Genomic DNA, 25780 nt, shown 5'->3' with positions numbered 1-25780 from the left:
CGACCTCACACCCAAGTTGCCACTTAAATTTAGATAACTTGGAAGAAGTTTAGCTTTTGAATGTTTGTGCAACAAAGCCTATTAAGATTAGTAATTACGTTAAGAATTGATCACTAAAATAAGTCAACTTTAAATAAAGCATTTCTTCATTAAGAAATGCTTTAAGGTATCGCTAAGAATTAACGCATGGTGACAAATTCTTCAGATGAAGTGGGGTGAATAGCAATCGTATTATCAAAATCTTGCTTTGTTGCTCCCATTTTTAAAGCAACAGCAAAACCTTGAAGAATCTCATCCATTCCATATCCAATCCCATGTATTCCTAAGATTTTTTCTTCAGCACCTACACAGATTAGTTTCATTTTAGTTAGCTGTTTATGCTCTGTCACCGCTGTATACATACTAGTAAAAGATGAGCTATATACTTTGACGTTATCTTTGCCAAACTGTTCTATGGCTTTTTCTTCAGTAAGACCGACTGTACCAATAGGTGGATGACTAAATACCACTGTTGGGACATTGTTATAGTCTAAATGTTCATTTGGTTTATTATTAAAAAGCCTTTCTGATAGTCTACGGCCTGCTGCAACTGCGACTGGAGTTAACTCCACTTTTCCAGTAATATCGCCAATCGCATAAACACCTGTTTCAGTTGTATTTTGGAATGAATCAACTTGAATAAATCCTTGATCATTTAATTGAATATTTGTCAGATTTAAGTCAAGAGGTTGTGTATTTGGTTTTCTACCTACTGCCCAAATGAGACAGTCAACAATATGTTTATTTCCATCTTCTAAATATAAAACAATGGAGTTATCTTCAAGTTTGGAAACCTTTTTAATTTGAGTATGAGTATAAACTTGAATATTCTCACTACGCATATGTTCAATTAAGGTTTGACCTAAAAAACTGTCGAGGTTACGTAGAGGCTGATTTTTACGGATAAAAAGCTGTACATTCGAACCTAAAGAATTGAGAACTCCTGCAAGTTCTACTGCTATATAGCCAGAACCGATAATTGCAGTACGTTTAGGCAAATCTTGTAATTCAAAAAAACCGTTAGAGTCAATTCCAAATTCTACACCTTCAATATCAGGTAAACTTGCTTGTGTTCCAGTTGCAATAAGAATATGGTCAGCTGTAATTTTTTCACCATTGACTTCAATCGTTTTCTTATCAATAAATTTAGCAAAACCATGAATTACATCAATATTGTTTTTACTCAGTACAGAATCATACGAGGCACGAATTCTTTTAATATAATCCTGCCGATTATTAATGAGCTTTTTCCATTCGAAAGATTTTAATTCCGTATCGAATCCATAATCTGGACCATACTTTTTAATTGCATCGGCAATTTGAGCTGAATACCACATGACTTTTTTAGGAACGCAACCAACATTTACACAGGTTCCTCCTATGTCACCCATTTCAATCAGGGCACATTTTTTGCCATAAAGTGCTGCACGATTAACGGACGCAATACCACCACTGCCACCGCCGATCGCTATATAATCATAATGTTTAGGCATTAAAAATTCCTTTAATATTAACTAAATATTAATCGTCGAAGATTGTCAGTAGCTATAGTAATAAACGAAAACCGTTTAATTAGGTTTATGTTTACTTAAAATTAATGTGATTTAGAGCACGTTAACAATATTGCCAATAATAGCTGGATCTAACTCTGTACCGTCATTCATAGCCCATCGAACAAAACTACTGCCTTCCAATAAACTTAAAATCTGAAAAGCTTTTTGGTGTGTGTCACCTTTAGAAGATAATTCACTGCATGCAACTCCTTCATCAATAATTTTTTTAATCCACTTTAATTGGATCTCAAAATATTGGCGAGTCAGCACTTGTAACTTATCTGGTAATGCGGCCATTTCAGCTGCAAGCGCACCACATAAGGGCAGCATTCCATCTGACATTGCTGCTCTAAAAAGAGAAGCGAATGCGCATAGACGGCCAAAGGCATTCGGAAAATCTTGCTCTATTCTCTCGAAGTCTAGAATAGACTGCTGTATATATGACTCGATAATGACTGCACCAAGATCTTCTTTTTTTGGAAAATGGTGATGAATACTCGCTTTTTTGATTCCGACCACTTTTTCCAAATCAGCATAACTAAATGCAGCATAGCCTTTAGACCGTAACATATACTCAGCCGATTTAATTAATGATGCTCTGGTATCAATAGACATAATGGCTTTTACCTGTACGAAAATATGAGGGGGAGCATACTATGATATCACTGATAGTAAAGAAACCTCAGCTAGTACGTATGCTCCCTTATTACTTTACTTTTGAACGACTACAAGCTTAGGTTTCATGCGAATTGCACGTGATAAATTCGCAAAATTCGGAGATGTTTGAATCACTGCATTGTGAATCTCTTCTAGCTGCTCAGGCGTAGCATCCGCATCAATAAAAACGCTATATTCTATTTCATCATATCCTGGGTTAACTGTTTCATCTAGACCGAGAAAACCACGTAAATCAAGTTCACCAGTCGTGTTGATTTCTAATTTATTAACAGTGATTCCTTTTGATGCCGCAATTGCAACATATCCAACAGTCATACAAGCATTAAGAGCTGCCATTAACAGTTCTTGTGGATTCGGTGCTGTATCAGTTCCTAATATATCAGTTGGTTCATCTGCGGCAATATGGAAATTACGCTCGTATGTTTTTCCACAAAGTTCATAGGACTTAATCGTTGAAACAGAACGTGTTTGACCTGCCCAGCGAGTTTCTACATTAAAGCTAGCTTTTGATGTATTAGGGTTTTGGCTAACGCCCTCCGCAAACTGTTGGAAAGCATCTACATCAATACCGTTGATTGTATTTTTCATATGAAAATATCTCTATATTTGAATTTAGATAACTTGGGTAAATGAATAACCCAAGTGAGTACAGTTGTATAAAAATCAAGCCCTATGATTTATAACTCGTCATAAGCGTCTAAGGTTCTTGCCGAGTAGACATAGGCTGCTCCAGCATTTAAAGCAATTGCAGTTCCCAATGCAGCAGCGACTTCTTCTTTTGTTGCCCCAGCTTTTTTTGCAGCAGCAGCATGAGCCGTTAAACAACCATCACAGCGAGTCGTTACTGCGACTGCTAAAGAAATCAACTCATGTGTTTTTGCATCCAACACTTTGTTTTCTCGTGTCGCAACTTCTAAGTTGTGAAACGCATTAGCGACAGGTTTATTTGTTTTTGCAAAGTTACCTACGCTTTTAACAAGTGCAGATAATTTGTTAGTCCATTCACCATTCATTTTCAGTACCTCTTCAATTTTTAAGCGTTATTTACCAAGTTTTCGTGATGCCATGACACCACCATCTACATCCCAAATTGAACCAGTCACCCAAGATGTTTTATCCGAAAGGAGAAATACAATAGTTTCTGCAACATCACGTGGAGTTCCATTTCTTCCTAATGGATGAAAACTATTGAAATCCTGCAAAGCACTATCTAATTGATCACTAGGGATAAATCTTTCAAAAATACGAGTTTCTACCATGCCAGGGCTAACAGCGTTTACTCGAATGCCATGTTCAGCAAGTTCTGCTGCGACATGCCGAGTCATAGCCTCTAATCCTATTTTTGCCATTGAATAAGCCGATGCCGTAACAGTTTCAATAGCCTGACGTGCAGCAACGGCAGTTACATTTACAATCGATCCAGTTTTATTCTGCGCAACTATTGATGCTGCAACTTGTTGAGTAATAAAGAAGAAAGCGCGATTCAAATCGAGGAAATTGTTATAGTCACTCAATGAGTGATCTAGGAAACTTTTAGGGTAAAAAATTCCAGCTGAGTTAACTAATAAGTTAATGTCTTTATGTTCACTATTTAATTTGCTAATTAGATTTTGAACGCTATCAAAATTTGATAAATCAGCTGTTAGTGCAAAAACTTGATCTTCACTTGTTATAGCAACTAATTGTTTACGCGCTGCTTCGGCTTTATCTGCACGATTCCCGACGATGACGACTGTACCGCCTTGTTCAGCGACTTTCTGTGCTGTTTCTAAACCAATGCCACTCGTACCACCAATGACAAGAAGTTTCTGACCTTTAAATTGTTGTTCACTCATGGAAAACCTCAATAATTGATTATTTAATTCAATCTACCTACTAGTTGGTTTGTAGATTATATAGACTAATTCCAAATGTCAAGCACCACTTGAAATTAATCTGAATAAATCATTCGGGATGGCTGTTGGAATTTGTTAGACAAAGTGAGCCTATTGTTTCTTGATCAATATCTTCAAAACCGTTTGAATCTAATTTCATTAGCTCTTCTAACGCGTTTTGATAATCCGTTAAGGGCTTTACGCCTACGATACGTTGAATTAATTGTCCATCTTTAAACATGAGTACAGAAGGTAAACCCCATATTTCATAACGATTTGCTAAAACTGGTGATTGATCAACATTGACCACTCCAACAGTTACATTACTCTCTATATGTTCTGCAAATTCATTAAATAAATTTTCACTACTATGGCAAGGCGGGCACCAAGGTGCGTGAAAACGTACCACAGCCAAACCTTCTTTCCATCCAATGTTGTGGAAGTTATCTTCATTAAAGGGAAGTAATTTACGCATTTTAGGGTTTCCTTTTTTCGCTGATAGATATCGAACACTAAATAAGTTAAATAATATTTAATCGATTTTGAGTATGAATAAGTAAAACTCAGGAATAAAATATTAAAAATACTATTGCCTACCTATTAGTTGGTTGATATAGTGTCACTATCTTATCTGTTGCGCAATAGGGATAACAAAATACGAATTTTTGTATCTTTTAGAAACAGGTTATCGACCTGTGTCATTCATTGTCAGATTGATGAGTGTGGTCAAAGAAATTGCTTAAATTATTTGTAAATCTTTCTTGAGGTATATGATGAATAAATTATTCACTCCCCATAATTTGGCGGATATTCAATTAAAAAACCGTGTAGTAATGGCACCAATGACCCGTACTCGGACATTAAATGATGTGGCAGATGAGCTAGTTGCACTTTATTACTCTCAACGAGCTTCAGCGGGTCTAATCATTACTGAGGGTTTACCTGTATCAGAAGAAGGGCGTGGTTATTTATATACCCCAGGTTTATATAATGAAGCGCAAATGCATGGATGGCGCAAAGTTACAGATGCAGTGCATGCAAAAGGTGGACGTATTTTTGCTCAACTTTGGCATGTGGGACGAATGTCACATGTTTCAGTGCTACCTGAAAATCAAGCACCAGTATCATCTGGAACTATTCCAGCAACTAACACTACAGTATTTGCGTATTCTGATTCTGGAGAACCTAGTGCGGTTACACCAAGCATTCCTAGAGCGCTAGAAACTGAAGAAGTTAAACGTGTCACTAATGATTTTGTTAAATCTGCACGACTGGCTATAGAGGCTGGTTTTGATGGCGTAGAAATTATGGCCGCAAATGGATTTATCTTTGATCAGTTCCTCAGTACTGAATTAAATAACCGTACCGATGAATATGGTGGCTCTGTTGAAAATCGCCAACGTTTCCTTTTTGAAACGATCGATGCTATCTCGCAAGAAATTGGTAATGATAAAGTTGCTGTACGTCTTTCACCATTTGGACGTATTTATGACCTTGCAGCTTATGAAGGGGAAGCTGACACGTGGAAAAATATTGCATTGGCTCTTGGGCAACGTGAATTAGCATACGTTCATTTATACTATCAACCTACTTATGAAACAGCACCTATTGAAGCTGAGAGTTTTAAAACTTTATTCCGTAAAGTTTTTCAGGGCACGATTATTGCCGCAGGAGGTTTTAATCGACAAAGTGCCGAAGCTGCCTTGGAAAAAGGTGACGTTGATTTAATTGCTTTCGGTGTTCCGTATATTGCTAACCCAGATTTAGTAGAGCGGATGCAGAATAATTGGCCTTTGGCAGAAAGTGATCGCACAACGTATTACGGTGTGAGTGGTTCTCCAGAAAAAGGATATACAGATTATCCGAATTATGAAGTGAAGTAAGCAGATGATTGCCTAGCCATTTTTATGGCTAGGCTTAAAAGATCTTTGCTCATACAACATCTAATCAAGATTACTGAGGTATTTATGAAAACACTACTCCCACAAATAACCATTGATGTGTGGTCCGATTTTATCTGTCCGTGGTGCTGGATTGCTAAAAAAAGATTTGAAAAAGGATTAGATGCTTTTGAACACAAGGATCATGTGATCGTTCGATATCATAGCTACCGCCTTGCTAATAAGTATGTGCCTGAACCATTTAAAGCAGCATTGTATAAAAAGTTTGGAGGAAAAAATGGTGCAGAAGCGATGATGAGCCAAGTAAAGAGTGCAGGTGAGTCGGAAGGACTAATCTATAACTTTGATACTATGCTTTTTGGCGATACTTTAGATGCACATGCCGTAGTAAAGCTAGCACAGCAAAAAGGTTTAGGTGAGATACTTGCTGAAAAGTTATTCATGGCAAGTGTAACAGAAGGTCGGTCTATATTTGATCGTAAGGAGTTGGTTGAACTTGCTACTGAAATAGGCTTATCCCGTGAGGAAACGGAAAGTGTCTTTAGCAATGATTTGTTTAAACAAGGTGTTCTACAAGATGAAGTAAATGCACATGCAATAGGTGCTAGTGGCGTTCCGCTTTTTGTTATAAACAATAAATATTCAATCAGTGGTGCTCAATCTGTAGAAACCTTTCTAAATGTTTTAGAGCAGGTATGGGCAGAAAAGCAGAGTGAAATAACGGCTACTGAAGGTCAAAGCTGCGGTATTGATGGTTGTAGCATTTAGTTTTTATAATTAATAAGCGTTGATAGGAATGTAATTGAGTTATCTACCATCAACGCATTTTTACTTAATCATTAAATGAAGTTAAAGATGATCAACTGTTTGACTAAATCCTTGCTGGTATTTAGATAAAAATTTAATTTAATGAATGGTTTATGTTAATCCTTTGTTTAATAAATTTTTTAATTAATGTTAACATTATGCCGAATCGGCTTTTAAGTCTGTGAGTTTATTTTGCTTGGAATTACTGATCTAACAACTTTTATTATTGGCACGACTTTAATTGTATTATTACCTGGGCCAAACTCACTTTATGTCATGTCTATTGCATCACGTTACGGTATTAAAACTGGTTATTTAGCAGCCTTTGGGGTCTTTAGTGGTGATTTAATTTTAATTATTCTTACCATTTTAGGTGCAGCGTCGTTATTGCATACTTTTCCGTGGTTATTTACTGCTTTAAAGCTTATAGGAGCGCTATATTTAGGTTACCTTGGCGTGAAACTCTTGATTGCTGCTTATCGAACTTGGCATCCACAACCTCGAATTTCTAAATTGATAGCCAATCAATCAACTAAAAATGAAAGTATCAAGCCATATCAAACGGCCTTGTTAATTAGCCTAATTAATCCAAAAGCAATTTTATTTTACTTATCTTTTTTTCTACAATTTGTGGATCCAAATTATCCTTATCCTTCACTCAGTTTCACTATTCTTGCGATTGTCTTACAAATCATAAGTATGAGCTATTTATCTCTATTAATTTTTTCAGGTGTAAAATTAGCCAGCTACTTTAATCATCGTTATAAAATTACTGCAATCAGTGTGGCATCTATTGGTTTGTTATTTTGTGGATTTGGAGTAAAACTTGCAACTACAGGTCTCTAAAAATCTGCCGTATTACTTTGGCATGATTTTTAGTGATTGGCTTTAAATATTGTGTTTGCTTTTAAGCTATATTGTACTTGTACAGTAGGTAGTTGAGCTTGCCCGAAAAGTCACTGTACATAAATTTATGAATTTTTTACATACAACAATAATTCAAATTAATGAGAAAAATATGAGTTCAGAAGCCAGTTCAATCAGTTTATTAGCCCCCGTAATATTATTGACGGCCGCAGTGATTGCGGTACCCATATTTAAACGAATTGGACTAGGCTCTGTACTTGGGTATTTAGTTGCGGGGTTGATTATCGGCCCATTTGGTCTAGCTTTTTTTTACGACTCAACATCAATATTACACATTGCCGAGTTAGGCATTGTCATGTATTTATTTATTATTGGTTTAGAAATGCAACCCTCCCATTTATGGAGCCTAAGGCGAGAAATATTCGGATTGGGTTCGTTGCAGATTGTTCTCTGTATTATTGGGTTGATGGGTGTTGGACTGGCTTTTGGATTCAATTGGCAGATAGCCTTTATTGCAGCGTCAGGTTTTGTTTTAACTTCAACCGCTATTGTAATGCAGTTGCTTGGGGATCGAGGCGATATTACCCAACCACGAGGACAAAAGATTGTTGCCATACTTTTGTTCGAAGATTTACTGATAGTGCCATTATTGGCATTAGTTGCTTTTATAGCGCCAAATCATGTTGTTGAAAGTACCTCAGTAAGGTTTCAGAATATAGGTCTTGGTTTAATTGCAGTTGCTGGTTTAATTGCTGCTGGTTACTGGTTACTTAACCCATTATTTAGATTATTAGCTGCGGCCAAGGCTCGTGAGGTTATGACTGCCGCAGCTCTACTGGTCGTTTTGTGAGCTGCACTATTGATGCAAGTAAGTGGCCTTTCAATGGCTATGGGTGCATTTTTGGCTGGTGTATTACTTTCGGAGTCTACATTTAGACATCAAATCGAAGCGGATATTGAACCATTCAGAGGAATCTTGCTGGGATTATTTTTTCTAGGCGTAGGAATGTCACTGGACTTGTCAGTTGTAGCAAAAAGCTGGCCATTAATCATTAGTGGTGTATTGTCGCTAATGTTGATGAAAGCAGTGGTGATATATATTGTAGCGCGTTTAACCAAAAGCCCACATGGAGAAGCGTTAGATAGAGCATTGTTAATGGCTCAAGGTGGAGAGTTTGCATTTGTACTTTTTGCGGCAGCTACTTCTGCTCAAGTTATCGATACTACAATCAAATCAAACTTGACTGCTATAGTGGTACTCTCGATGGTTTTGACTCCAATCATTGGAGTTTTATTTAAAAAATTTGTCAGCGCAAATAAACCAGCTTCCTTAGAAAACATTGATATTGCAGAGGGCTTAACGGGTAGCGTATTAATGATTGGTTTTGGACGCTTTGGGCAAGTCACGAGTCAGTTATTGTTAGCTCGAGGGGTTGATGTAACCATTATTGATAATGACATTGACATGATTCAAAATGCTGAAAGATTTGGTTTTAAAATTTATTATGGCGATGGAGCTCGTTTAGATATTTTATATGCTTCAGGTGCTGGAACTGCACAAGCTATCGTGGTTTGCGTAGATAATAAAGAAATCACTAATAAAATCGTAAATTTAGCTCAGCATGAATTTCCTTTATCTAAATTGCTAGTTCGTTCTTTTGATAGAGAGCACTCACTTTATCTAGTTAAACAAAATGTGGATTACATGATTCGTGAAACATTTGAGTCTGCAATTAAGTTGGGTGAGGCAGTTTTGGGAGAACTTGGAGTTGAGCCGGAAGATGTTCAACAAATTAGCGATGAAATCAGGGAGCGGGACAATGAACGTTTTGTTACTGAAATAGCCGCTGATGATGTCTATGCTGGCGTTGATATGCAATACTCACATCGGAAGCCTCGACCTACTGCACCGCTCATACAGCCAAAACAAAATTCACGTATTTTGAATAATGATGAAGAAAAATCTAATTTATAAAAAACTATTCAAATATGATGAAATGAACTTAGAAGCATTTGATGTAGTCTCAAATGAGTCCGTCTTGTGTTTAGGTTACTAGAATCAGTCCATACGAGCATAGTGCTATGTTGGAATAATAATCTCTACATGTGGCATTTTTAAAAGATGCTTTTGAAGCACTCAGATTCATGATTCAAGTACGGAAAGTTTATTGCGGTAATCATTACGGTAATTTTTTTTAAGTAATTAAATTTTTATTATTAATCAATATTATATTTTGTTTTTCTTGTGCGCGCTGAGCAATCAGGCTTTGAACTGGAAACGGCTGGTGTACTGAAAGGTGGTAAGAAATTCTGGGCATTAGCCAAAACTGGACAGACCTCAGCTTTAAAAGGCAAAGATGTCAGTAATGGTTACATCCTCTTAGCCACAGCCTGTGATGGAACCTTAGCAACTACGGCACAATTCACCAGTATCCGCGTGGTCTGTAACAACACTTTGGCGATTGCTTTAAAAGGCCAAAACTCAAGTGCAGGTGTAGTCAAAGTCCCGCATAGCACCAAGTTCGATGCCCAGAAGATCAAACAGCAATTGGGTATTTCAGTGCGTGCATGGGATGAACACATGTATGAAATGAAACAGCTCAGTCAACGTAAAGTCACACAGACTGAAGCAGCAGCCTATTTTGATGCAGTGTTTAACAATACCAGCTTAAGTCCAACCGAGCAGGAGGATGGCATTATTCAGTTCTATCGTAATGTCGCCACACAAGCCAATTCAGCCACTAAAGCTGACAACAAGACTGAACCCAATGGACGTGCCATGTCTAAAGTCATGAGCATGTTTAATGGGCAGGGTCGTGGGGCAGAACTGAGTTCAGCCAAAGACACCGCTTACGGTTTGCTATGCAGTATCACCGAGTTCGCCGATCACGAGCGTCGAGCCATGAGTCAAGATCACCGTCTCGATTCTGCATGGTTTGGTGCTGGAGCAGGGCTTAAGCAACGGGGACTCGAACAAGCTTTACGCATGTTGGCCTAATTTCAAAGCATCTATTGATTAGCCTAAGCTGAATCATCGCAATACTTAAACGCTCAACCTTACAAATGACTTAACTCTTTTTATTCAAAGCTGTGTCTACGGACACGGCTTTTTTTATGCCCAAAATTAAACAATGACAGGAAATTACTATGAACTCAGCTGTAATTCATCCAAACAACGCCACACTGAATATCCACACCAATCGCCCGAAACTCTTCACGGCAAAACGTTTTGTAGAGACTAAAAATATGACTCAAGCCGAATGGCTGGAAGTAAGACGCAAGGGTATTGGCAGTAGTGACTGTGCTGCTGCTTGTGGGCTCAATCCCTATATGTCGATGCTGGAACTATGGATGATTAAGACAGGTCGGATTCAACAAAATATTGAGGAAGAAAGTGAAGGCCATGCACCCTTGTACTGGGGGAAAAGGCTTGAGCCTTTAGTTGCTGAATACTACAGCATGCATACCAACAGCAAAGTCCGTCGGGTCAATGCAGTGCTACAACACCCTGATCCAGACAAACATTTTATGTTAGCCAACTTGGATTACTCAGTCGTGGGTAGCGATGAGGTGCAAATCCTAGAATGTAAGACCGCAGGGGAATATGGAGCTAAGCTTTGGCGTGATGGTGTGCCTTTATATGTGCTGTGTCAGGTGCAACATCAATTGGCAGTGACAGGCAAAAAGGCAGCACATATCTGTGTCTTAATTTGTGGACATGAAACCCGAATCTTTAAAGTCACCCGTTCAGAATCGGTGATCCAACATATTGTGAATGCAGAGCGTTACTTCTGGGAATGTGTGGAAAAGGATACACCTCCTGAAGCAGATGCTAGTGAATCGGCAGCCAAAGCCTTACAACTTTTATATCCAGAACATGTACCGCTCAGTACGACAGACTTTTCTGAGGATGAGCAAGCCAATCAACAGTTTGAGCAACTGCTTCAAGCTCGGAGCCAAATTGATAAGCATCAGGAGCAGTTCGATCTGCTGAAGCACCAACTTCAAGCCAAGATGCAAGAGGCTGAACGTGCCACCTTTAAAGCGGGTTCTGTGACGTGGAAAAAGGCTAAAGACTCGGTCAGCTTGGATAGTAAGGCTTTACTCAAATCACATCCTGAGTATCTCAATCAATTTCCACAAGCCAAGCAAGGGACACGGCGTTTTAACATTTATAGTTATGACGATTGAAGATGAATTAGTATAAACAGATACGTAACTAGATGCTAAAAATCCCATTACTTCAGATAAAGCATTTTTCTTGCAAGAATCGTTATATTGTAGATTCCTGTGCAATATTTAGTTAAAACAAGAAAATTCAATATATTTCAATTATATTGAATTTAATTACGATCAAATTAAAAGGTGATTTAATGAAAATAGAAATGGCTAAAAAAATCTTAGAAAGTTTGAATCCATCTGAAATTGAGAGATTAGAGATGGCTCATTGGCGATATATGCATTTCATTGATATTATTGACGATCCTAATCCTGAAGATGTTGATCAAGCTAAAGAAGATCGAAAAGCTTATGGCCAGTTGTTTACACCTTCAGTATTTGACGTTGAAAACTCAATTCAATTTATGATGAATATTACTGGTTTGCCAAGAGATTATTGCGAAGCTTGGAGTGAACATGATTTCTTTGAAACATATGGTGTAAGTTCTGAGGATGTCGAAAAACAAGATCATATTTGATAACTGGAAATTTTATTCTGAATTTCAATAGTATAGAAGCTAATCAAAATTCTTTAGGCTTAGATGCAATTCTATTGATCTATTGTAATGCTGATTGAAAAACAGCATTCGCCTATAAATGCTTAACTAAATGATTCAATCCAAAGTCCCATGCGTAATTGCATGGGATTTTTTTATGTTTATTTAATACACAGAAAAGAGGAAATCAACATGATCAAAGGTTTAGCAATTACACCGCCAATACTTGGCAGAATTAGCATTGGTAAAGTCGTGGAAAAGAACGGCAAATGCATCCCTGAAAAGGATGATCAATTTACCCTAACCAGCCAAATCCAAAATAAGGACGGCTGGGTGAAACATCCTTTAGATGAACAACTTCGAGCTAAAGCACCGAATCAAAAACTGCGTAGTATTCCAGTACGGATGATCTTTAATGATCCTGAACTAAACTTACGTGCTGAGTACAGCTTATTTGACCGTCAAACAGGACGACCCGTTTGTGTGGGTAATGGTGAAACTTGCCAGCGACTGACCAACCAAGGGGTAGAACATCACCCCTGTCCATCACCTGATCTATGTCAATTAGCACAAGGTGGGCTGTGTAAGCCTTATGGTCGTCTCTATGTGAATTTGGATGAATCGGATGAATTTGGCACCTTCATCTTTAGAACTACAGGCTTTAATAGTATCCGTACCTTAGCAGCAAGACTGAGTTATTACCATGCAGCATCCAATGGCTTGCTGTCATGTCTACCTCTGCAACTAACACTTCGAGGGAAAAGTACCACACAAAGTTATCGTACTCCTGTGTATTACGTGGACTTAACGCTACGCGATGGCATTCATTTACAAGAAGCAATTCAGACTGCCAAGGAGATTGACCAACAAAGTAAAGCTTCAGGATTTTATCAGGAGGCACTGGATTTCATTGCAGTGCATGGTTTTGCTAATGCACAGTTTGATGTGAATGCTGAGGAGGGTAGTGAAATTGTGGATGAGTTTTATACTTATGAACACAAACAAACAGTATCTCAGCAACTTCATAATTTAAGCGATGTTCAGCATGTAAAGAAAGATTTGCAACAGTCTGTTAGCACAGTAAATTGAGACTCAAGCAAAAAACGAAAGTTAATTGTACAAATCACTCAATCATTTGAGCGAATTGCCGCTTGCATCAAATAGCTGGAATAAGCACCATCACTGAATTGAAAGTAAGATACAAAGTTGATAAGTGTGGGAGCGAAAGCTCCCTTATTTTCTAAGTTGAAGTCTTCTGGATTTTTTGTAAACATTAAGCTTGCATTTAAACGTAGTAAATGAATAATTGAAAAAGTTATTTAAAATAAAGTTTAGAATAATTATGTTTTGTTAAATGCATAATGCAGTAGGCATAATTTTTGATTTTTTACTTTTTAATGTTAAGAATCACTAATTTTTTTATTTAATAAAGGTTATTAGTTTTTTCTTTTTGAAGAGGGATTCATGGGGGCTATAACAAAGACAGCTAGTGATAAAATAGCAGGTTATATCTTTCAATTTCAGAGGACGTTATATCGTCTTTTGCGAAGTGATGCTTCTAATATGATTGTTGGCATTGAAACAGAAGATGATGTAGTGGAAATCACTTACAATGCAGATCAGGGTTTAAATATTATTTTTGAGCAAGATAAGCATACAGTGAATAAGGATAAAAATACATTTCAGGATAGCAGTAGAAACCTTTGGCATAGTTTACATATTTGGCTCCATACAATGGAGGGTTTTCAAAGTAACTATTCAAAAATAAGCTATACTTTAGTGACTAATATTGATGTAAATCCAGACTCATTTGTCCATAATTTATCTAAAGCAAAAAGTGAAAAAGAGATACAGGAGTGTATCAAAACTATTAAAAATTTTGCTTTAAATTGTGTTGATGGTACAGGTAATGCTGAAACTATCAAAGCTGTAGCAGCATACCCAGAAGAAAAACTAAAATTTCTGATAGAGAATCTAGAACTAGGTGATTCTAATGCAACTCAAGATGAGGAAAGCTTAAAAATAGCGACGCAAAACTTATTTAATTTACCTGATGATTACAAGCAATATGCAGAAGAAATTTATCAGAATTTAATGGGGTATATCATTTCTTTTTGCCAAGAACAGTGGAAATGTAAACAACCAGCTTGGATAGAGAGATCTAAAATCAATAAGAGGCTTTTTCAAGAAATAAATATCAGAAAAATAAAGAAATATATTGAAAAACCATTAATGTCTACTAGCTACAAAGAGTATTTACAAAGAGATAATAATGAGCATTTATTTCTAAAACAACTTATTTCTATAGGCCTACCAGATATGTTCTGTAATATGGCTTTGGAACATTATTGGGGGTTTTATTCGGAAAAAGTTAGATTGGAAGATGAAGGTGACGTATTACCATCAGAGTGGGATGAAAGAAATTCAGCACTCTATGAGAGATGGAAATCTATTTCAGTAGATGAGCAAACTTTTAATACTGGATTTGATGAAATTGAATTAGCAAAAAGAACAATACATAAAACGCTTGATGCAAACTATTTGGCTCCTTTAGGTGAAAATTTCACAACTCACCATTATTTTACCAGAGGAAATTACCATTATTTAGCTAATGTTGAAGATGGTAGTTACTTTGTATATTGGCATAATCTATTTGCTAAAAGGGGGGAGGGATGAGCAAGTTAGGTTATATTGATAATAATCTTATACAAAATAGTACATTAGCTTGTTTATTGCTTACATATTTCGTAAAAAAATATGAAAGTTTAACAGCAGGAACTGAAAGCCCAGATTTAATGAAGATTATTTTGGTATTACCCATAATTTGGCATAAAGAAAGTTGCATGATTGTTAATAAAAAGAATACAGCAACCTCTTTTTATATACTAATTGCAGAAAATTCTATTATAAAGGCTAATTTTGAAAAAAGAGTCGCTGAATTTGGCCCTGTGTCACTACAAGGTCTAAATTTAGCCTCATCGACAGGATTAATTAATAGAGTTGTGGTTGATAATGAGATTTTTATAAATTGTAAATTTAAACGTTGGCCTGTTGGATATAACCATAAGGTCGCACCTATTGAAATGATTAATTCTATTAATAGGTTGGCTTATTGGTTCAGAAATCATAGTACGGCTGAGTTGTACTTAATGTTGTTGGGTAAGTGATATGCAATTTTTTTTAGAAAAAATAATACTTTGGCCTGTTAATAAGTTAAATAAGATTGAGGTGATAGACTTTAGTATAGATAAAATAAATGTGATTCATGGGAGAAGTGGGACAGGAAAGTCTTCAATTATTTCTATAATTGATTATTGTTTAGGTGCTAGTCGGTGTTCTATTCCTGTTGGTCTGATCAGGGATGAGGTTGATTGGTTTGGAGTTGTAGTTAGTATAAATAATAATAAAGTTATTATCTGTAGAAGAACACCAAGAAATAAGCAAGTAAGTAGAGATTTTTTTGTTAAAAGCTTTAATGAAAATGAGCCTTTACCAGAAGATTTAATATCTAATTTTAATGATTTGAAGCTTAAAAATTTATTTAATAATCGTATTTTAAAAATTAGTGACTTACCACAAACACTTGATGATGAAAATAAAGGGTTTGATGCTAAAGCATCTTACAGAGATTTAGCTGCTTTTAATTTTCTACCGCAACACATAGTGGCTAACCCTAATACTTTATTCTATAAAGCTGATGCATCGGAGCATAAAGAAAGGCTAAAGAAAATATTACCTTTAGCATTAGGTATTGTGGATAATGAATATTTAGTAAAAGAAAGATTAAGAGCTATTAAGATTAGGGAAAGAGAACTTCTCATAAAAAAACAAAATAGTACTCGTAGAGAAATAAATGCTTGGACTGCAGATGTAAACAATCTATGGTTTAAGGCAATTGAGTTGGGGCTTGTTGAAGATAGTGATCAAAACTCATTAGAAAACAAAATACAAGAATTTGAGAATATTCTTGATAAAAATAAAAGAGGTGAAATGCTAGATTTGGTTAATAGGCCTAATTATACATATACTAATAATATTTATAATTATCTTAAAATTAAGGAAGAGAAAATACAGCGTGAAATAGATAAGGTTGTTATAAAAATCAGGAAATTTGAATCTTTATCCGGTAGGGCGAAAGAATTTTCTGATGCTGTGAATTTGGAGAATAGTAGAATTGTTAATTTTGAGTGGTTGAAATCTAAATTATCAAGTGAGAGCTATTGTGTGGCTTGTGGTTCTAATAATAACCAGCTGAGTAATTTGATTGGTAACTTAGATAGTAAGGTAAAAAGAATAAATGATTTATCTGGAATTTTATATGAAAACCCAATTGCAAATTTAGAGTTAGAAAACCTTAAATCTGATTTGATAAAAAAACAAAATAAATTGCATGATATTAGGAAAAATCTTATTTCTTTAGATGTTGATGAAAATAATCGACAAGGATCTTTAAATCAGATTTATATATTAATTGGCCGAATTCAATCAATTTTAATAAATTATAAAGAACATAAAAATGAAGATGATATAAGTATTCAAATACGAAATTTGGATCTGGATATTCAGCAGCTGGACTTATTTTTTATGAATTCAGGTAAAATTGATCTTGAGTTTAAGGTTTATAAGAAAATTGGGAACCTTATAAAATTTTATGCAGACGAATTTCATTTGGATAATCGAGGTGACATAACTCTTGATAAGGCTGAATTAACTTTAAGGTTTGATAAAAAAAATCAAGATAAAAAAGAATTTCTATGGGAAGTTGGTAGTGGTGAAAATTGGATGGGTTATCATATTTCTACATTTTTAGCATTACATGAGTATTTTTCTCAACAAGAAATATCTCCAGTTTTTAATTTTTTAGTTATTGATCAACCAAGTCAAGTATATTTCCCTACAGCTGTGTCTGGTTATAATGAATTAGATAATATTTCCAGTAATTTAAATGATGAAAGATTTAATAGGAATCATGATTTAAAAGCAACCAAACGTATCTTTGAGATGCTAGAGTTAGGTGTGAAAAGGTCTAATCATAAATTCCAAATAATTGTATTAGAACATGCGGATCAATCCATATGGGGAGAGTTTGAAAATACTATTGAAGTTAGAAATTGGAAGCGTATTGGTGAAGGATTAATACCTAGTCACTGGATTAAAACTACAATTTGAGAAATGAATATTTAAGTTATTTCAATTTTTTAGAAGATAAAAAAATGGCATTTAAAAAACCAAATTCAAAATCGGCGGTTCCTGATAGTCCTGACAGACTTTTTATAGATTTGCCACGCAGAAAGCATGCAAGTTTATTTGATCATCAAGGTCAGGTATTAAGAAGTTACGCTTCTGATGCAATTAACAATAGTGATGTAGCTATTCAATTACCAACTGGTAGTGGTAAAACCCTAGTAGGATTATTACTGGCAGAATGGAGAAGGAGAAAATTTGATGAAAAAGTGGTTTTTCTTTGTCCTACTAGACAGTTAGTAAATCAAGTAGTTGAAGAGGCTAATAATAAATATGGTTTAACTGTACAAGGTTTTTCTGGGCCGATTAAAGGATATTCAGCTGAAGCAAAAGCTGCTTACAAAGATAGAAGAAAAGTGGCTGTAACGACCTATAACAGTATTTTCAATACGAACCCTTTTTTTGATGATGCAGATGTCATTATCGTTGATGATGCCCATGCAGCAGAAAATTACCTTCAGAATCTTTGGACTTTCAGTGTAAATCGTTTTTCAGAAAATGATTCAACTTTATATAGAACAATTGCTAGCGTTCTTAAATCTGTTTTGACAGAACAGAATTTTGCAAGAATGTGTGGAGCTTGGGAGGACATAAGTGATTTAACATGGGTCGATAAAATTCCTTCTACAAAATTCCAGATAATTAAAGAAGATCTGTGTACAGTCATAAATTCTGCTTTAACAGAATCAAGTAGCCAAAAATATAGTTGGGGTATGATAAGAAGTCATTTACATGCTTGTCAGATGTATGTTTCTTCCTCAGAAATATTAATAAAACCTTTCATTCCACCTACATGGTCTCATAACGCTTTTAATGATGCTAAGCAACGTATCTTTATGTCTGCGACATTGGGACAAGGTGGTGATTTGGAACGTTTAACAGGGCGTCCAAATATTAAAAGAGTATCTATCCCTGAAGGATGGGATAAACAGGGTATTGGACGACGTTTTTTTATTTTTCCAGAAAAGACGTTGGAGTCAGACGAAATTATTGATTTAAGAAGACATTTAATGGGGATGTCGGGAAGAAGTCTAGTTCTTACTTCAAGTAATGATGCTGCAAATGAGATAATTGAAGATATCGAGCAAAACCTCAATTTTCCAATATTTACGGCAACAGACTTAGAAGGTGGCAAGGATGAGTTCACAAATAAATCTGAAGCTGTAGCTGTAATTGCTAATAGATATGACGGTATCGATTTTCCAGAGGAAAGTTGCAGACTCCTTTTTGTTGAGGGATTATCTCAGTCCACAAGCCTTCAGGAACGGTTTTTAGTGAATAGAATGGGGGCTAGTGTATTATTCAACGAGCGAACTCAAACAAGAGCATTGCAAGCTATTGGACGTTGTACTAGGGGATTAAATGATTATTCCGCTGTAGTTATAACTGGCGATGAGTTAAGTTGTTATCTGACGGACTCTAAGAGACGTAAATATTTCCATCCTGAGTTACAAGCTGAGCTTGAATTTGGTGTCGAACAATCTTCAGAAATTGATAAGAATACAATTATTGAAAATTTTAAAATATTTATAGAGCATGGTGAAGAATGGGAGGAGGCCAATCAAATTATTTTAGAGAATAGAGCCTCTGTTACTCAAGAACCATTTCCAGCAATGGATGAGCTGAGTCGTTCAGTAAAGTATGAAATTAATTGGCAAAAAGCATTATGGAATGATGATTTTGTAGATGCATATGATGCTGCGAGAGATGTTCTTTCTCAATTAAAAGCTCCAGAATTAAAAGGTTATCGAGCTTTATGGAGTTATCTAGCAGGTGCAGCAGCTGATAAAGCTACAGAGGCTGGCTTTGGTGATTTTAGAGCACAAGCTAGAGATCATTATAATCTTGCTAAAAAGGCTACAATTAGTATTCCTTGGCTGTCTATGCTCTCAAGAGAATTAAATATCCCTACAAATGAACCTCAACTTGAATTCCGAAATTTATTAGCTATGCAGCAAGTTGAACAGATTGAGGGGTATTTTGATAGTCTGGGATTGTTAAATAATACTAAGTTTACTTCTAAGGAAATTCTAATTAGAGAGGGGTTAAGGGATAAGGACAGTTTTGAAACTGCGCAAGTATTACTTGGTAAACACATGGGTTTTAAAGCATTTAAAGAGGAAACAGAAGCATCACCAGATCCATGGTGGACTATTGGTGATTTAGTAATTGTTTTTGAAGATCATGTAGGGGCTCAAGATACATCTTTATTAAGTCCTGAAAAAGCACGACAAGTAGCTTTGCACCCCAATTGGATAAAGAATCATGATGCTATGTATTCAAATTCTCAAATTTTACCAGTTTTAGTTACTCCTGTTACAAAAGCTAGAGATGGAGCGATGCCCCATCTTGTTGGTGTAAGTTGCTGGAATTCTTATGAGTTTTTAATTTGGTCGGATCAAATTTTAGATCTTGTTAGAGAGTTACGTAGCAGTTATACAGGCGCTGGAGATCTAGTATGGCGAAGTATAGCAGCGGAAAAATTAATACATTTAAATGCAGACCCACTGGGTTTATTCGGGTTTTTAAAAAGTAAATCTGCAAAAGATTACTTCTCTGAAGCATCATAATATTTTAAAAAGCTATAAAATATTCTTTTATAGCTTTTAAGTTTTTAAAAGTATTTTTTACTTTATTTCATGTGGTTATTATTTTGTTCAAAAAAATATTAGATCACTAATGACATAAAAAACTTAATCTATTAGGTTTAAATAATTTGATTTTTAGGAAAAGGTACAATTTTGTCCCTCAAGCTATCAATAAAATCAGACCATTCCTGCATCATCTTAGTTCTGTACTCCAAGTGTTGAGCATGGTTATACGCTTGAGAAACTGCATTGCCAACAGTGTGAGCTAGTTGTATTTCAATTGCATCATGCATATAACCTTGCTCATGTAATGTAGTTGATGCAAGTCCACGAAAGCCGTGTCCAGTCATTTTACCTGTATAACCCATCGTTCGAATTGCACTTAAAAGAGCATTATTACTTAATGGTTTTGCAGTACTGTGATTATAGAAAACAAATTGCTTATTTCCTGTGAGTGGCTGCAGAGCTCGAATGAGTTCAATCGCTTGTCGAGATAGAGGAACAATATGGGGTAGAGCCATTTTCATTTTATAAGCTGGAATACGCCACAACTTATTTTCAAAATCAATTTCATCCCATTCCATGTTGATGAGTTCAGCTGTCCTCACAAAAGTTAAGGTCATGAACTGTAATGCTGTCTTAACTAATATGTTGCCGTGATAATGATCCATGCGTTCTAAGAAAGGAGGAAATTCAGAAATATCTAAGCGAGCCATATGCTTCACTTTACGAGGCTTGAGAACTTTCTGAAGGTGAGGAGTAGGGTCGTTCTCGATCAGACCTTTACCAATTGCAAAACGGAAAATACGTCCAGCTAAAGGTATGGATCTTTTAGCCATCTCTTGAGCACCACGCGCTTCAATTTGTTTAGCACAAGCAAGGACATCTTTACCTTTAATCTGATCAATAGGCATATGTCCTAATGCTGGAAAAAGATCTTTTTCAAATACAGACAAGTCGCGCAAATATGTACCTTCTTTAATAACGGGCTTTCGATCCTCCATCCATTCCATAGCTAGGGATCTGAAGAGAGTACTTTCATCTAATTGTTGTAATCGTTCATTTTTTTTAGCATTTGGGTCAATATTATTGTAAAGCTGAATACGTGCTTCATCTCGTGCACGGCGAGCTTGGGCAAGTGTGATTTCTGGATAGCTACCAATAGTTAGGGTGCTTTCACGGCCATTAAATCTATATTTTAAACGCCAGAACCTTCCACCTGAAGGTGTAACCTCCAGATATAGTCCTTTTTCGTCAGAATAGCGCTTTTTTTTATCAAGTGGCTTTATTTTTCTAACTTGAGCATCAGTAAGCATTTTTAATGGTATCCGTGCAAATTGGGGGACGAAAAATAACTTAAAAAGTCTGTCCCCCAATTATCCCCCACGATATGGGGGATTGCAATGGATGTCCTAGGATTTAACAAAACAATAAAAAAGGCTTAAACCTATGTGGTTTAAGCCTTTCAGTACCCCGTTGGATGCTACGGGAAGCTAATTTGGCGGTGAAAGAGGGATTCGAACCCTCGAAACGCTATAAACGTTTACACACTTTCCAGGCGTGCTCCTTCAGCCACTCGGACACTTCACCATGGCGGAGGATAATATCGAAAAACATAGCCATCGACAAGGTGAAACAATTGAATTCGAGCAAAAGTTTTAGCTCAATGATATGATTCGCAAAAATAGTGTCGATAATTGAAGACAAGCTTATGCAAAGTACTGCAAAAAAAGCCGCCTTGCCTGCGATGACCTTGGCAGCATTAGGGGTCGTGTTTGGGGATATTGGAACCAGTCCACTCTATGCATTGAAAGAATCCTTCCACGCTGCACATGGCTTGGGCATCACCCCTGCAAACGTATTGGGTATTTTGTCCATTATCTTTTGGACCATGACCACGGTTATTACCATTAAATATTCTGCAATTGTCATGCGTGCAGATAACAATGGTGAAGGTGGGATTATGGCTTTGCTTGCACTCAATTTGCGTAATACCAATTTTAGCCATCGGAAAAAATTACTGTTAATTTCGATCGGCTTTATTGGGGCTTCACTATTTTTTGGGGATGGGATCATCACCCCAGCCATTTCAGTCTTATCTGCCGTAGAAGGCTTATCCATCGCAACCGATGCACTTGACCCTTATATTGTGCCGATTGCAATTAGCATCGTCACTGCTGTATTTGTCATGCAAAAGTATGGGACAGCCTTTGTTGGTAAGTTCTTTGGCCCACTGACCTTATTGTGGTTCTTCTCTCTCGGTCTTCTTGGGATTTCGAGCATTATTCAAACGCCTTTGGTTTTGGGCATGCTGAGCCCACATTGGGCATTTCAGTTTATCGTGACCAACCCTTTAATGGCCTTTTTCATTATGGGTGCGGTAGTGTTGACCGTCACAGGTGGCGAAGCCCTGTACGCAGATATGGGACATTTTGGTCCTGTGCCGATTCGTTTGGCTTGGTTTATTGTGGTTTTGCCGTGTTTACTGCTTAATTATGCAGGACAAGGTGCATTGCTCTTGCGTGATCCGACTGCGATTGAAAATCCATTTTACCTGTTGGTGCCAGAGTGGGGCTTGTACCCAATGATCTTCTTGGCCACTATGGCCGCCGTTATTGCTTCACAGGCTGTAATTTCAGGCGTCTTCTCTTTAGCGCGTCAGGCCATTCAATTGGGTTATTTACCACGTTTAAATGTGAAACATACTTCAGACTCAGAACAGGGGCAGATTTATGTACCTTTACTGAACTGGATATTGTTGGCATCGATTATTGTCTTAATTTTAATCTTCCAAACCAGCTCACAGCTTTCGCATGCCTATGGTTTAGCGGTCACCATGACCATGCTGTGTGATACCTTATTGATTGCGGTATTTATTCGTTATACATGGAAATGGAGCATGCCAAAATTGGTGCTGCTGATTATTCCATTCCTTGTTTTAGATTTGGTCTTGGTGAGTGCGACCTCACTTAAAGTATTATCGGGCGGTTGGGTTCCATTGCTGATTGGCGGTATTGCATTCATGTTATTAATGACATGGAAACAAGGTCGCGAGTTAACCTTTGCCAAGCTTCAGCAAGATACCTTGCCACTGGATTTATTTGTACAAAGTATTGGTGATCAAGCCAATTGGGTTGAAGGTGAGGCGGTCTTTTTAACAGGGACACCAACCGTTGTACCGCATGCGATGTTGCACAATATGAAGCACAATAAAGTACTGCATCAAAAGAACATCATTCTCACTGTTAAAATTCAAGATGTTCCTTATGTGGAAGAGACCAATCGCTTCCATGTCGAAACCATGAATCAGCATTTCTATCGTCTTGAATTGTACTATGGCTTTAAAGATGAAATGAACATTCCACAAGCGCTTGAAGCGGTGTATCAAGCGATTGATCTGGAATATAACTTAATGCAGATCAGCTTCTTTGTATCGCGTGAACGGATTATCAGTACCGTGGGTGATGGTATGGCGCCGTGGCGTGAAAAGCTCTTTATCTCGATGCAACGGAATACCAGTCCTGTGAGTGACTTCTATCAGATTCCACCAAACCGTGTGGTTGAACTCGGTAGTCAGATCGAGATTTAAAACCTCAATAAAAAAACCAGCGCATATGCTGGTTTTTTTTGGAGGATAAATCAGCTGAAGTCTTAGTTCATTGGATCATTTACAGGTGCCTCTGCTGATGAATCTAATTGCGGTGCAGCAGCTGGGGCAGCATTCATGTCTGCATTTGCCGTGGGTGCGACAGCATCATTTAACGCCGCTTCAGCTTGTTGTGCTGAGAGTTCTGCATTCGGTGCCAGCGGATGTTGCTCTGTTGGAGTCGCAGCGACTTGTTGTTGCGCTGTGGTATCAGGTGCGGCCTGTTGAACAGGGACTTCACTCTGTGGTGATGTTGGCATCACTGCTTGGTCATTGGGTACACCTCGGTTCGCTGGGCTGATAGGTGCTGCATTTGGATCAAGCAATTTAATTTGCCCTGAGCTTACGAGTTCTTGAATAGAACCCGGTTGACCATTAACCGTAGTCGTGACTTTGGCTTGAGAGAGACTTTCTAAGGTGTCACCCGGTTGGATAGGTGGCTCGGCGAAGGCTGAAGCACTTATCACTGTGCCGATTAAACCAAGAGAAGCTAAAATCTTAGAATGCATAAGAACTCCGTAAATTGCATGTATTATTTCGTTCGATTCTTTTTTACCTTGGCATATTTTTTGAAGCGACAGCAATCAAAGATACGCAATCGCATCACGTTGCCGTAGAAAAACTCTACAAAAAAGACATTTTGTTACATGCAAAATCATCTAAATATGGCGTTTTGTTTAATTGTTATGCGAATAGAACTCGAGCGATATACTTCGTATACGCTGATTGTTAAGCTCGTGAAAAACCGATGTTTATTGTAGTTGTGATGGCGAAGAAGAAAAGTAGTTCAGGTAAGTCAGTCTTTAACATGTTTAATCAAAATGGCCTGAAAGTGATTTTAGGATTGGTGGCAACGGGAAGTTTTGCGATTGCCTTTGGTCAAGAAAAAATTCAGCAATACGTGTCTTTAAGCCCAAGCTCAAATTCAGCCTGTTTAGAACAATTTTATCGGGAAATTCCGCCTTATTTACTCAAAGAAAGTTTAAGTAAACACAGCTATGCACTGTGCTTTAACGGTTTTAATGTGATGTATTCGGGCGTTTCGAAAACCCCCCTCTGGGTTGCAGAGGCCCTGACGCCGCAGCGCCTGAGCCAAAAAATTCCACGTGAAGATAGTTTTCACGAAGAAAATAATGTTGCAACCGAACATCGAGCGACATTGTCGGACTACCGTGGTTCAGGCTATGACCGTGGACATATGGCACCGAATGCTGATATGCCCAACAAAGCCGCACAATTCGACAGTTTTTCTTTGGCCAACATGGTGCCACAAGCCCCTAAAAATAATCAGCAAGTGTGGCGTGAATTGGAAGAAGCCACACGGGCGCTTGTGACCAAGCAAAAGCTAGATGTTTTTGTGGTGACTGGGCCAGTGTTTCAGGGCAAAAAGCTCAAGACCATTGGTCAGGGAGTGATTGTTCCGAGTGCGATTTACAAAGCGGTCTATATGCCAAAAACGGGTGCAATTGGCGCTTATTACGCACCGAATGATAATTCACAGCAGGTAAGAATTGTCAGTGTCTGCTATTTGGAAGAGCAGTTGGGTGTGAATTTATTTCCGCAACTGACAGAAGAGCAAAAACGTAATACCTATAAACTACCGTTGACAGCAACGGCGGTAAAAGCCAATAGTACAATTCAGTATTCACATTGGGATGCGGAAAGTCAGTGTGCAGAAGAGGTTTCATCCGAGCAGCTCAAAGCCTTACAAAAAAACTTTAAATCGGGCTCTACTCAGTCGAATACTGGTAGCACCGCAACAAAGGGCACGGGTATTGATGCGGCGGATCAAGATGCAATTGTGAAACAATTAGTCGACGTCTTATTGCAATATATTTTGCAGCTGTTACGTTAAAGTTCTAGGCAGT

General features: G+C 37.2%; 20 protein-coding genes, 1 tRNA gene and 2 pseudogenes. 14 read left to right on the top strand and 9 right to left on the bottom strand.

Features of this window, described 5'->3' with window-relative positions; genetic code table 11:
• Window positions 1-179: 179 nt before the first annotated feature.
• From gorA to ACF8FD_RS01720, 6 genes are all read right to left on the bottom strand, one after another.
• Window positions 180-1532 carry a glutathione-disulfide reductase gene (gene gorA / locus ACF8FD_RS01745; RefSeq protein ID WP_178929037.1) on the bottom strand — a complete coding sequence of 451 codons (1353 nt, stop codon included), beginning with the start codon at window positions 1530-1532 and terminating at the stop codon, window positions 180-182.
• 111 nt (window positions 1533-1643) lie between these two features.
• Window positions 1644-2207 carry a TetR/AcrR family transcriptional regulator gene (locus ACF8FD_RS01740; protein WP_151685487.1) on the bottom strand — a complete coding sequence of 188 codons (564 nt, stop codon included), beginning with the start codon at window positions 2205-2207 and terminating at the stop codon, window positions 1644-1646.
• 96 nt (window positions 2208-2303) lie between these two features.
• A complete protein-coding gene (locus ACF8FD_RS01735; protein ID WP_034120175.1) occupies window positions 2304-2858 on the bottom strand; it encodes an OsmC family protein in 555 nt (184 codons plus the stop codon).
• 89 nt (window positions 2859-2947) lie between these two features.
• Window positions 2948-3283, bottom strand: coding sequence for a carboxymuconolactone decarboxylase family protein (locus ACF8FD_RS01730; protein WP_025095517.1), 336 nt, complete (start codon window positions 3281-3283; stop codon window positions 2948-2950).
• Between the two features lie 27 nt (window positions 3284-3310).
• Complete coding sequence (locus tag ACF8FD_RS01725; RefSeq protein WP_151685489.1) at window positions 3311-4105, bottom strand: SDR family NAD(P)-dependent oxidoreductase; 795 nt, start codon at window positions 4103-4105, stop codon at window positions 3311-3313.
• A gap of 109 nt (window positions 4106-4214) precedes the next feature.
• Entirely contained in the window at window positions 4215-4619 is a 405-nt protein-coding gene (locus ACF8FD_RS01720) for a co-chaperone YbbN (protein WP_025095515.1), read from the bottom strand.
• Between the two features lie 295 nt (window positions 4620-4914).
• Here ACF8FD_RS01720 and ACF8FD_RS01715 point away from each other — a divergent pair, with 295 nt between their 5' ends.
• The 12 genes and pseudogenes from ACF8FD_RS01715 to ACF8FD_RS01660 all read left to right on the top strand — a co-directional run bounded on the left by ACF8FD_RS01715 (window position 4915) and on the right by ACF8FD_RS01660 (window position 20248).
• Complete coding sequence (locus ACF8FD_RS01715) at window positions 4915-6027, top strand: alkene reductase (protein ID WP_228268588.1); 1113 nt, start codon at window positions 4915-4917, stop codon at window positions 6025-6027.
• Window positions 6028-6111: 84 nt separating this feature from the next.
• Window positions 6112-6813 (top strand): DsbA family oxidoreductase, encoded by a 702-nt coding sequence (locus tag ACF8FD_RS01710; RefSeq protein WP_392452949.1) that lies wholly within the window; start codon window positions 6112-6114, stop codon window positions 6811-6813.
• A 231-nt stretch (window positions 6814-7044) separates the two neighbouring features.
• Entirely contained in the window at window positions 7045-7698 is a 654-nt protein-coding gene (leuE, locus tag ACF8FD_RS01705) for a leucine efflux protein LeuE (protein WP_178928779.1), read from the top strand.
• 172 nt (window positions 7699-7870) lie between these two features.
• A pseudogene (locus tag ACF8FD_RS01700) lies at window positions 7871-9694 on the top strand (monovalent cation:proton antiporter-2 (CPA2) family protein).
• Window positions 9695-9973: 279 nt separating this feature from the next.
• Window positions 9974-10717, top strand: a pseudogene (locus ACF8FD_RS01695) (DUF932 domain-containing protein); the annotation flags it as partial.
• Between the two features lie 149 nt (window positions 10718-10866).
• Window positions 10867-11910, top strand: coding sequence for a YqaJ viral recombinase family protein (locus ACF8FD_RS01690; RefSeq protein WP_392452948.1), 1044 nt, complete (start codon window positions 10867-10869; stop codon window positions 11908-11910).
• Window positions 11911-12092: 182 nt separating this feature from the next.
• Window positions 12093-12416 (top strand): hypothetical protein, encoded by a 324-nt coding sequence (locus ACF8FD_RS01685; protein ID WP_392452946.1) that lies wholly within the window; start codon window positions 12093-12095, stop codon window positions 12414-12416.
• Window positions 12417-12626: 210 nt separating this feature from the next.
• On the top strand, window positions 12627-13523 hold the full coding sequence (locus ACF8FD_RS01680) for a hydrolase or metal-binding protein (RefSeq protein WP_392452944.1): 897 nt from the start codon (window positions 12627-12629) through the stop codon (window positions 13521-13523).
• Window positions 13524-13898: 375 nt separating this feature from the next.
• Window positions 13899-15110 (top strand): ABC-three component system protein, encoded by a 1212-nt coding sequence (locus ACF8FD_RS01675; RefSeq protein ID WP_392452942.1) that lies wholly within the window; start codon window positions 13899-13901, stop codon window positions 15108-15110.
• Window positions 15107-15601: a three component ABC system middle component gene (locus ACF8FD_RS01670; protein WP_392452941.1), complete on the top strand. Its 495-nt coding sequence runs from the start codon at window positions 15107-15109 to the stop codon at window positions 15599-15601. Before ACF8FD_RS01675 ends, ACF8FD_RS01670 begins: the two co-directional genes overlap by 4 nt.
• Window position 15602: 1 nt before the next feature.
• Window positions 15603-17603 (top strand): DUF3732 domain-containing protein, encoded by a 2001-nt coding sequence (locus ACF8FD_RS01665; protein WP_392452939.1) that lies wholly within the window; start codon window positions 15603-15605, stop codon window positions 17601-17603.
• Between the two features lie 44 nt (window positions 17604-17647).
• Window positions 17648-20248: a DEAD/DEAH box helicase gene (locus ACF8FD_RS01660; protein WP_392452937.1), complete on the top strand. Its 2601-nt coding sequence runs from the start codon at window positions 17648-17650 to the stop codon at window positions 20246-20248.
• Between the two features lie 137 nt (window positions 20249-20385).
• Here the strand turns inward: ACF8FD_RS01660 and ACF8FD_RS01655 are convergent, their stop codons facing one another.
• Together ACF8FD_RS01655 and ACF8FD_RS01650 are read right to left on the bottom strand one after the other, a co-directional pair.
• Window positions 20386-21582: a tyrosine-type recombinase/integrase gene (locus tag ACF8FD_RS01655; protein WP_392452935.1), complete on the bottom strand. Its 1197-nt coding sequence runs from the start codon at window positions 21580-21582 to the stop codon at window positions 20386-20388.
• Between the two features lie 183 nt (window positions 21583-21765).
• A tRNA-Ser gene (locus ACF8FD_RS01650) sits at window positions 21766-21856 on the bottom strand.
• Between the two features lie 121 nt (window positions 21857-21977).
• Between ACF8FD_RS01650 and ACF8FD_RS01645 the strand changes: the two genes are divergently transcribed.
• Window positions 21978-23855: a potassium transporter Kup gene (locus ACF8FD_RS01645; protein WP_242759781.1), complete on the top strand. Its 1878-nt coding sequence runs from the start codon at window positions 21978-21980 to the stop codon at window positions 23853-23855.
• A 62-nt stretch (window positions 23856-23917) separates the two neighbouring features.
• On the opposite strand, the gene ACF8FD_RS01640 is transcribed toward ACF8FD_RS01645, so the two are convergent.
• Window positions 23918-24421, bottom strand: coding sequence for a hypothetical protein (locus ACF8FD_RS01640; RefSeq protein WP_234304397.1), 504 nt, complete (start codon window positions 24419-24421; stop codon window positions 23918-23920).
• 257 nt (window positions 24422-24678) lie between these two features.
• Between ACF8FD_RS01640 and ACF8FD_RS01635 the strand changes: the two genes are divergently transcribed.
• Window positions 24679-25767, top strand: coding sequence for a DNA/RNA non-specific endonuclease (locus ACF8FD_RS01635; protein ID WP_010327685.1), 1089 nt, complete (start codon window positions 24679-24681; stop codon window positions 25765-25767).
• Window positions 25768-25780 lie beyond the last annotated feature (13 nt).

The sequence above is a fragment of the Acinetobacter sp. TYF_19 genome (genome assembly GCF_043105125.1).
Taxonomy (GTDB): Bacteria; Pseudomonadota; Gammaproteobacteria; order Pseudomonadales; family Moraxellaceae; genus Acinetobacter; species Acinetobacter johnsonii.
This window is presented reverse-complemented; position numbering and strand designations above follow the sequence as displayed.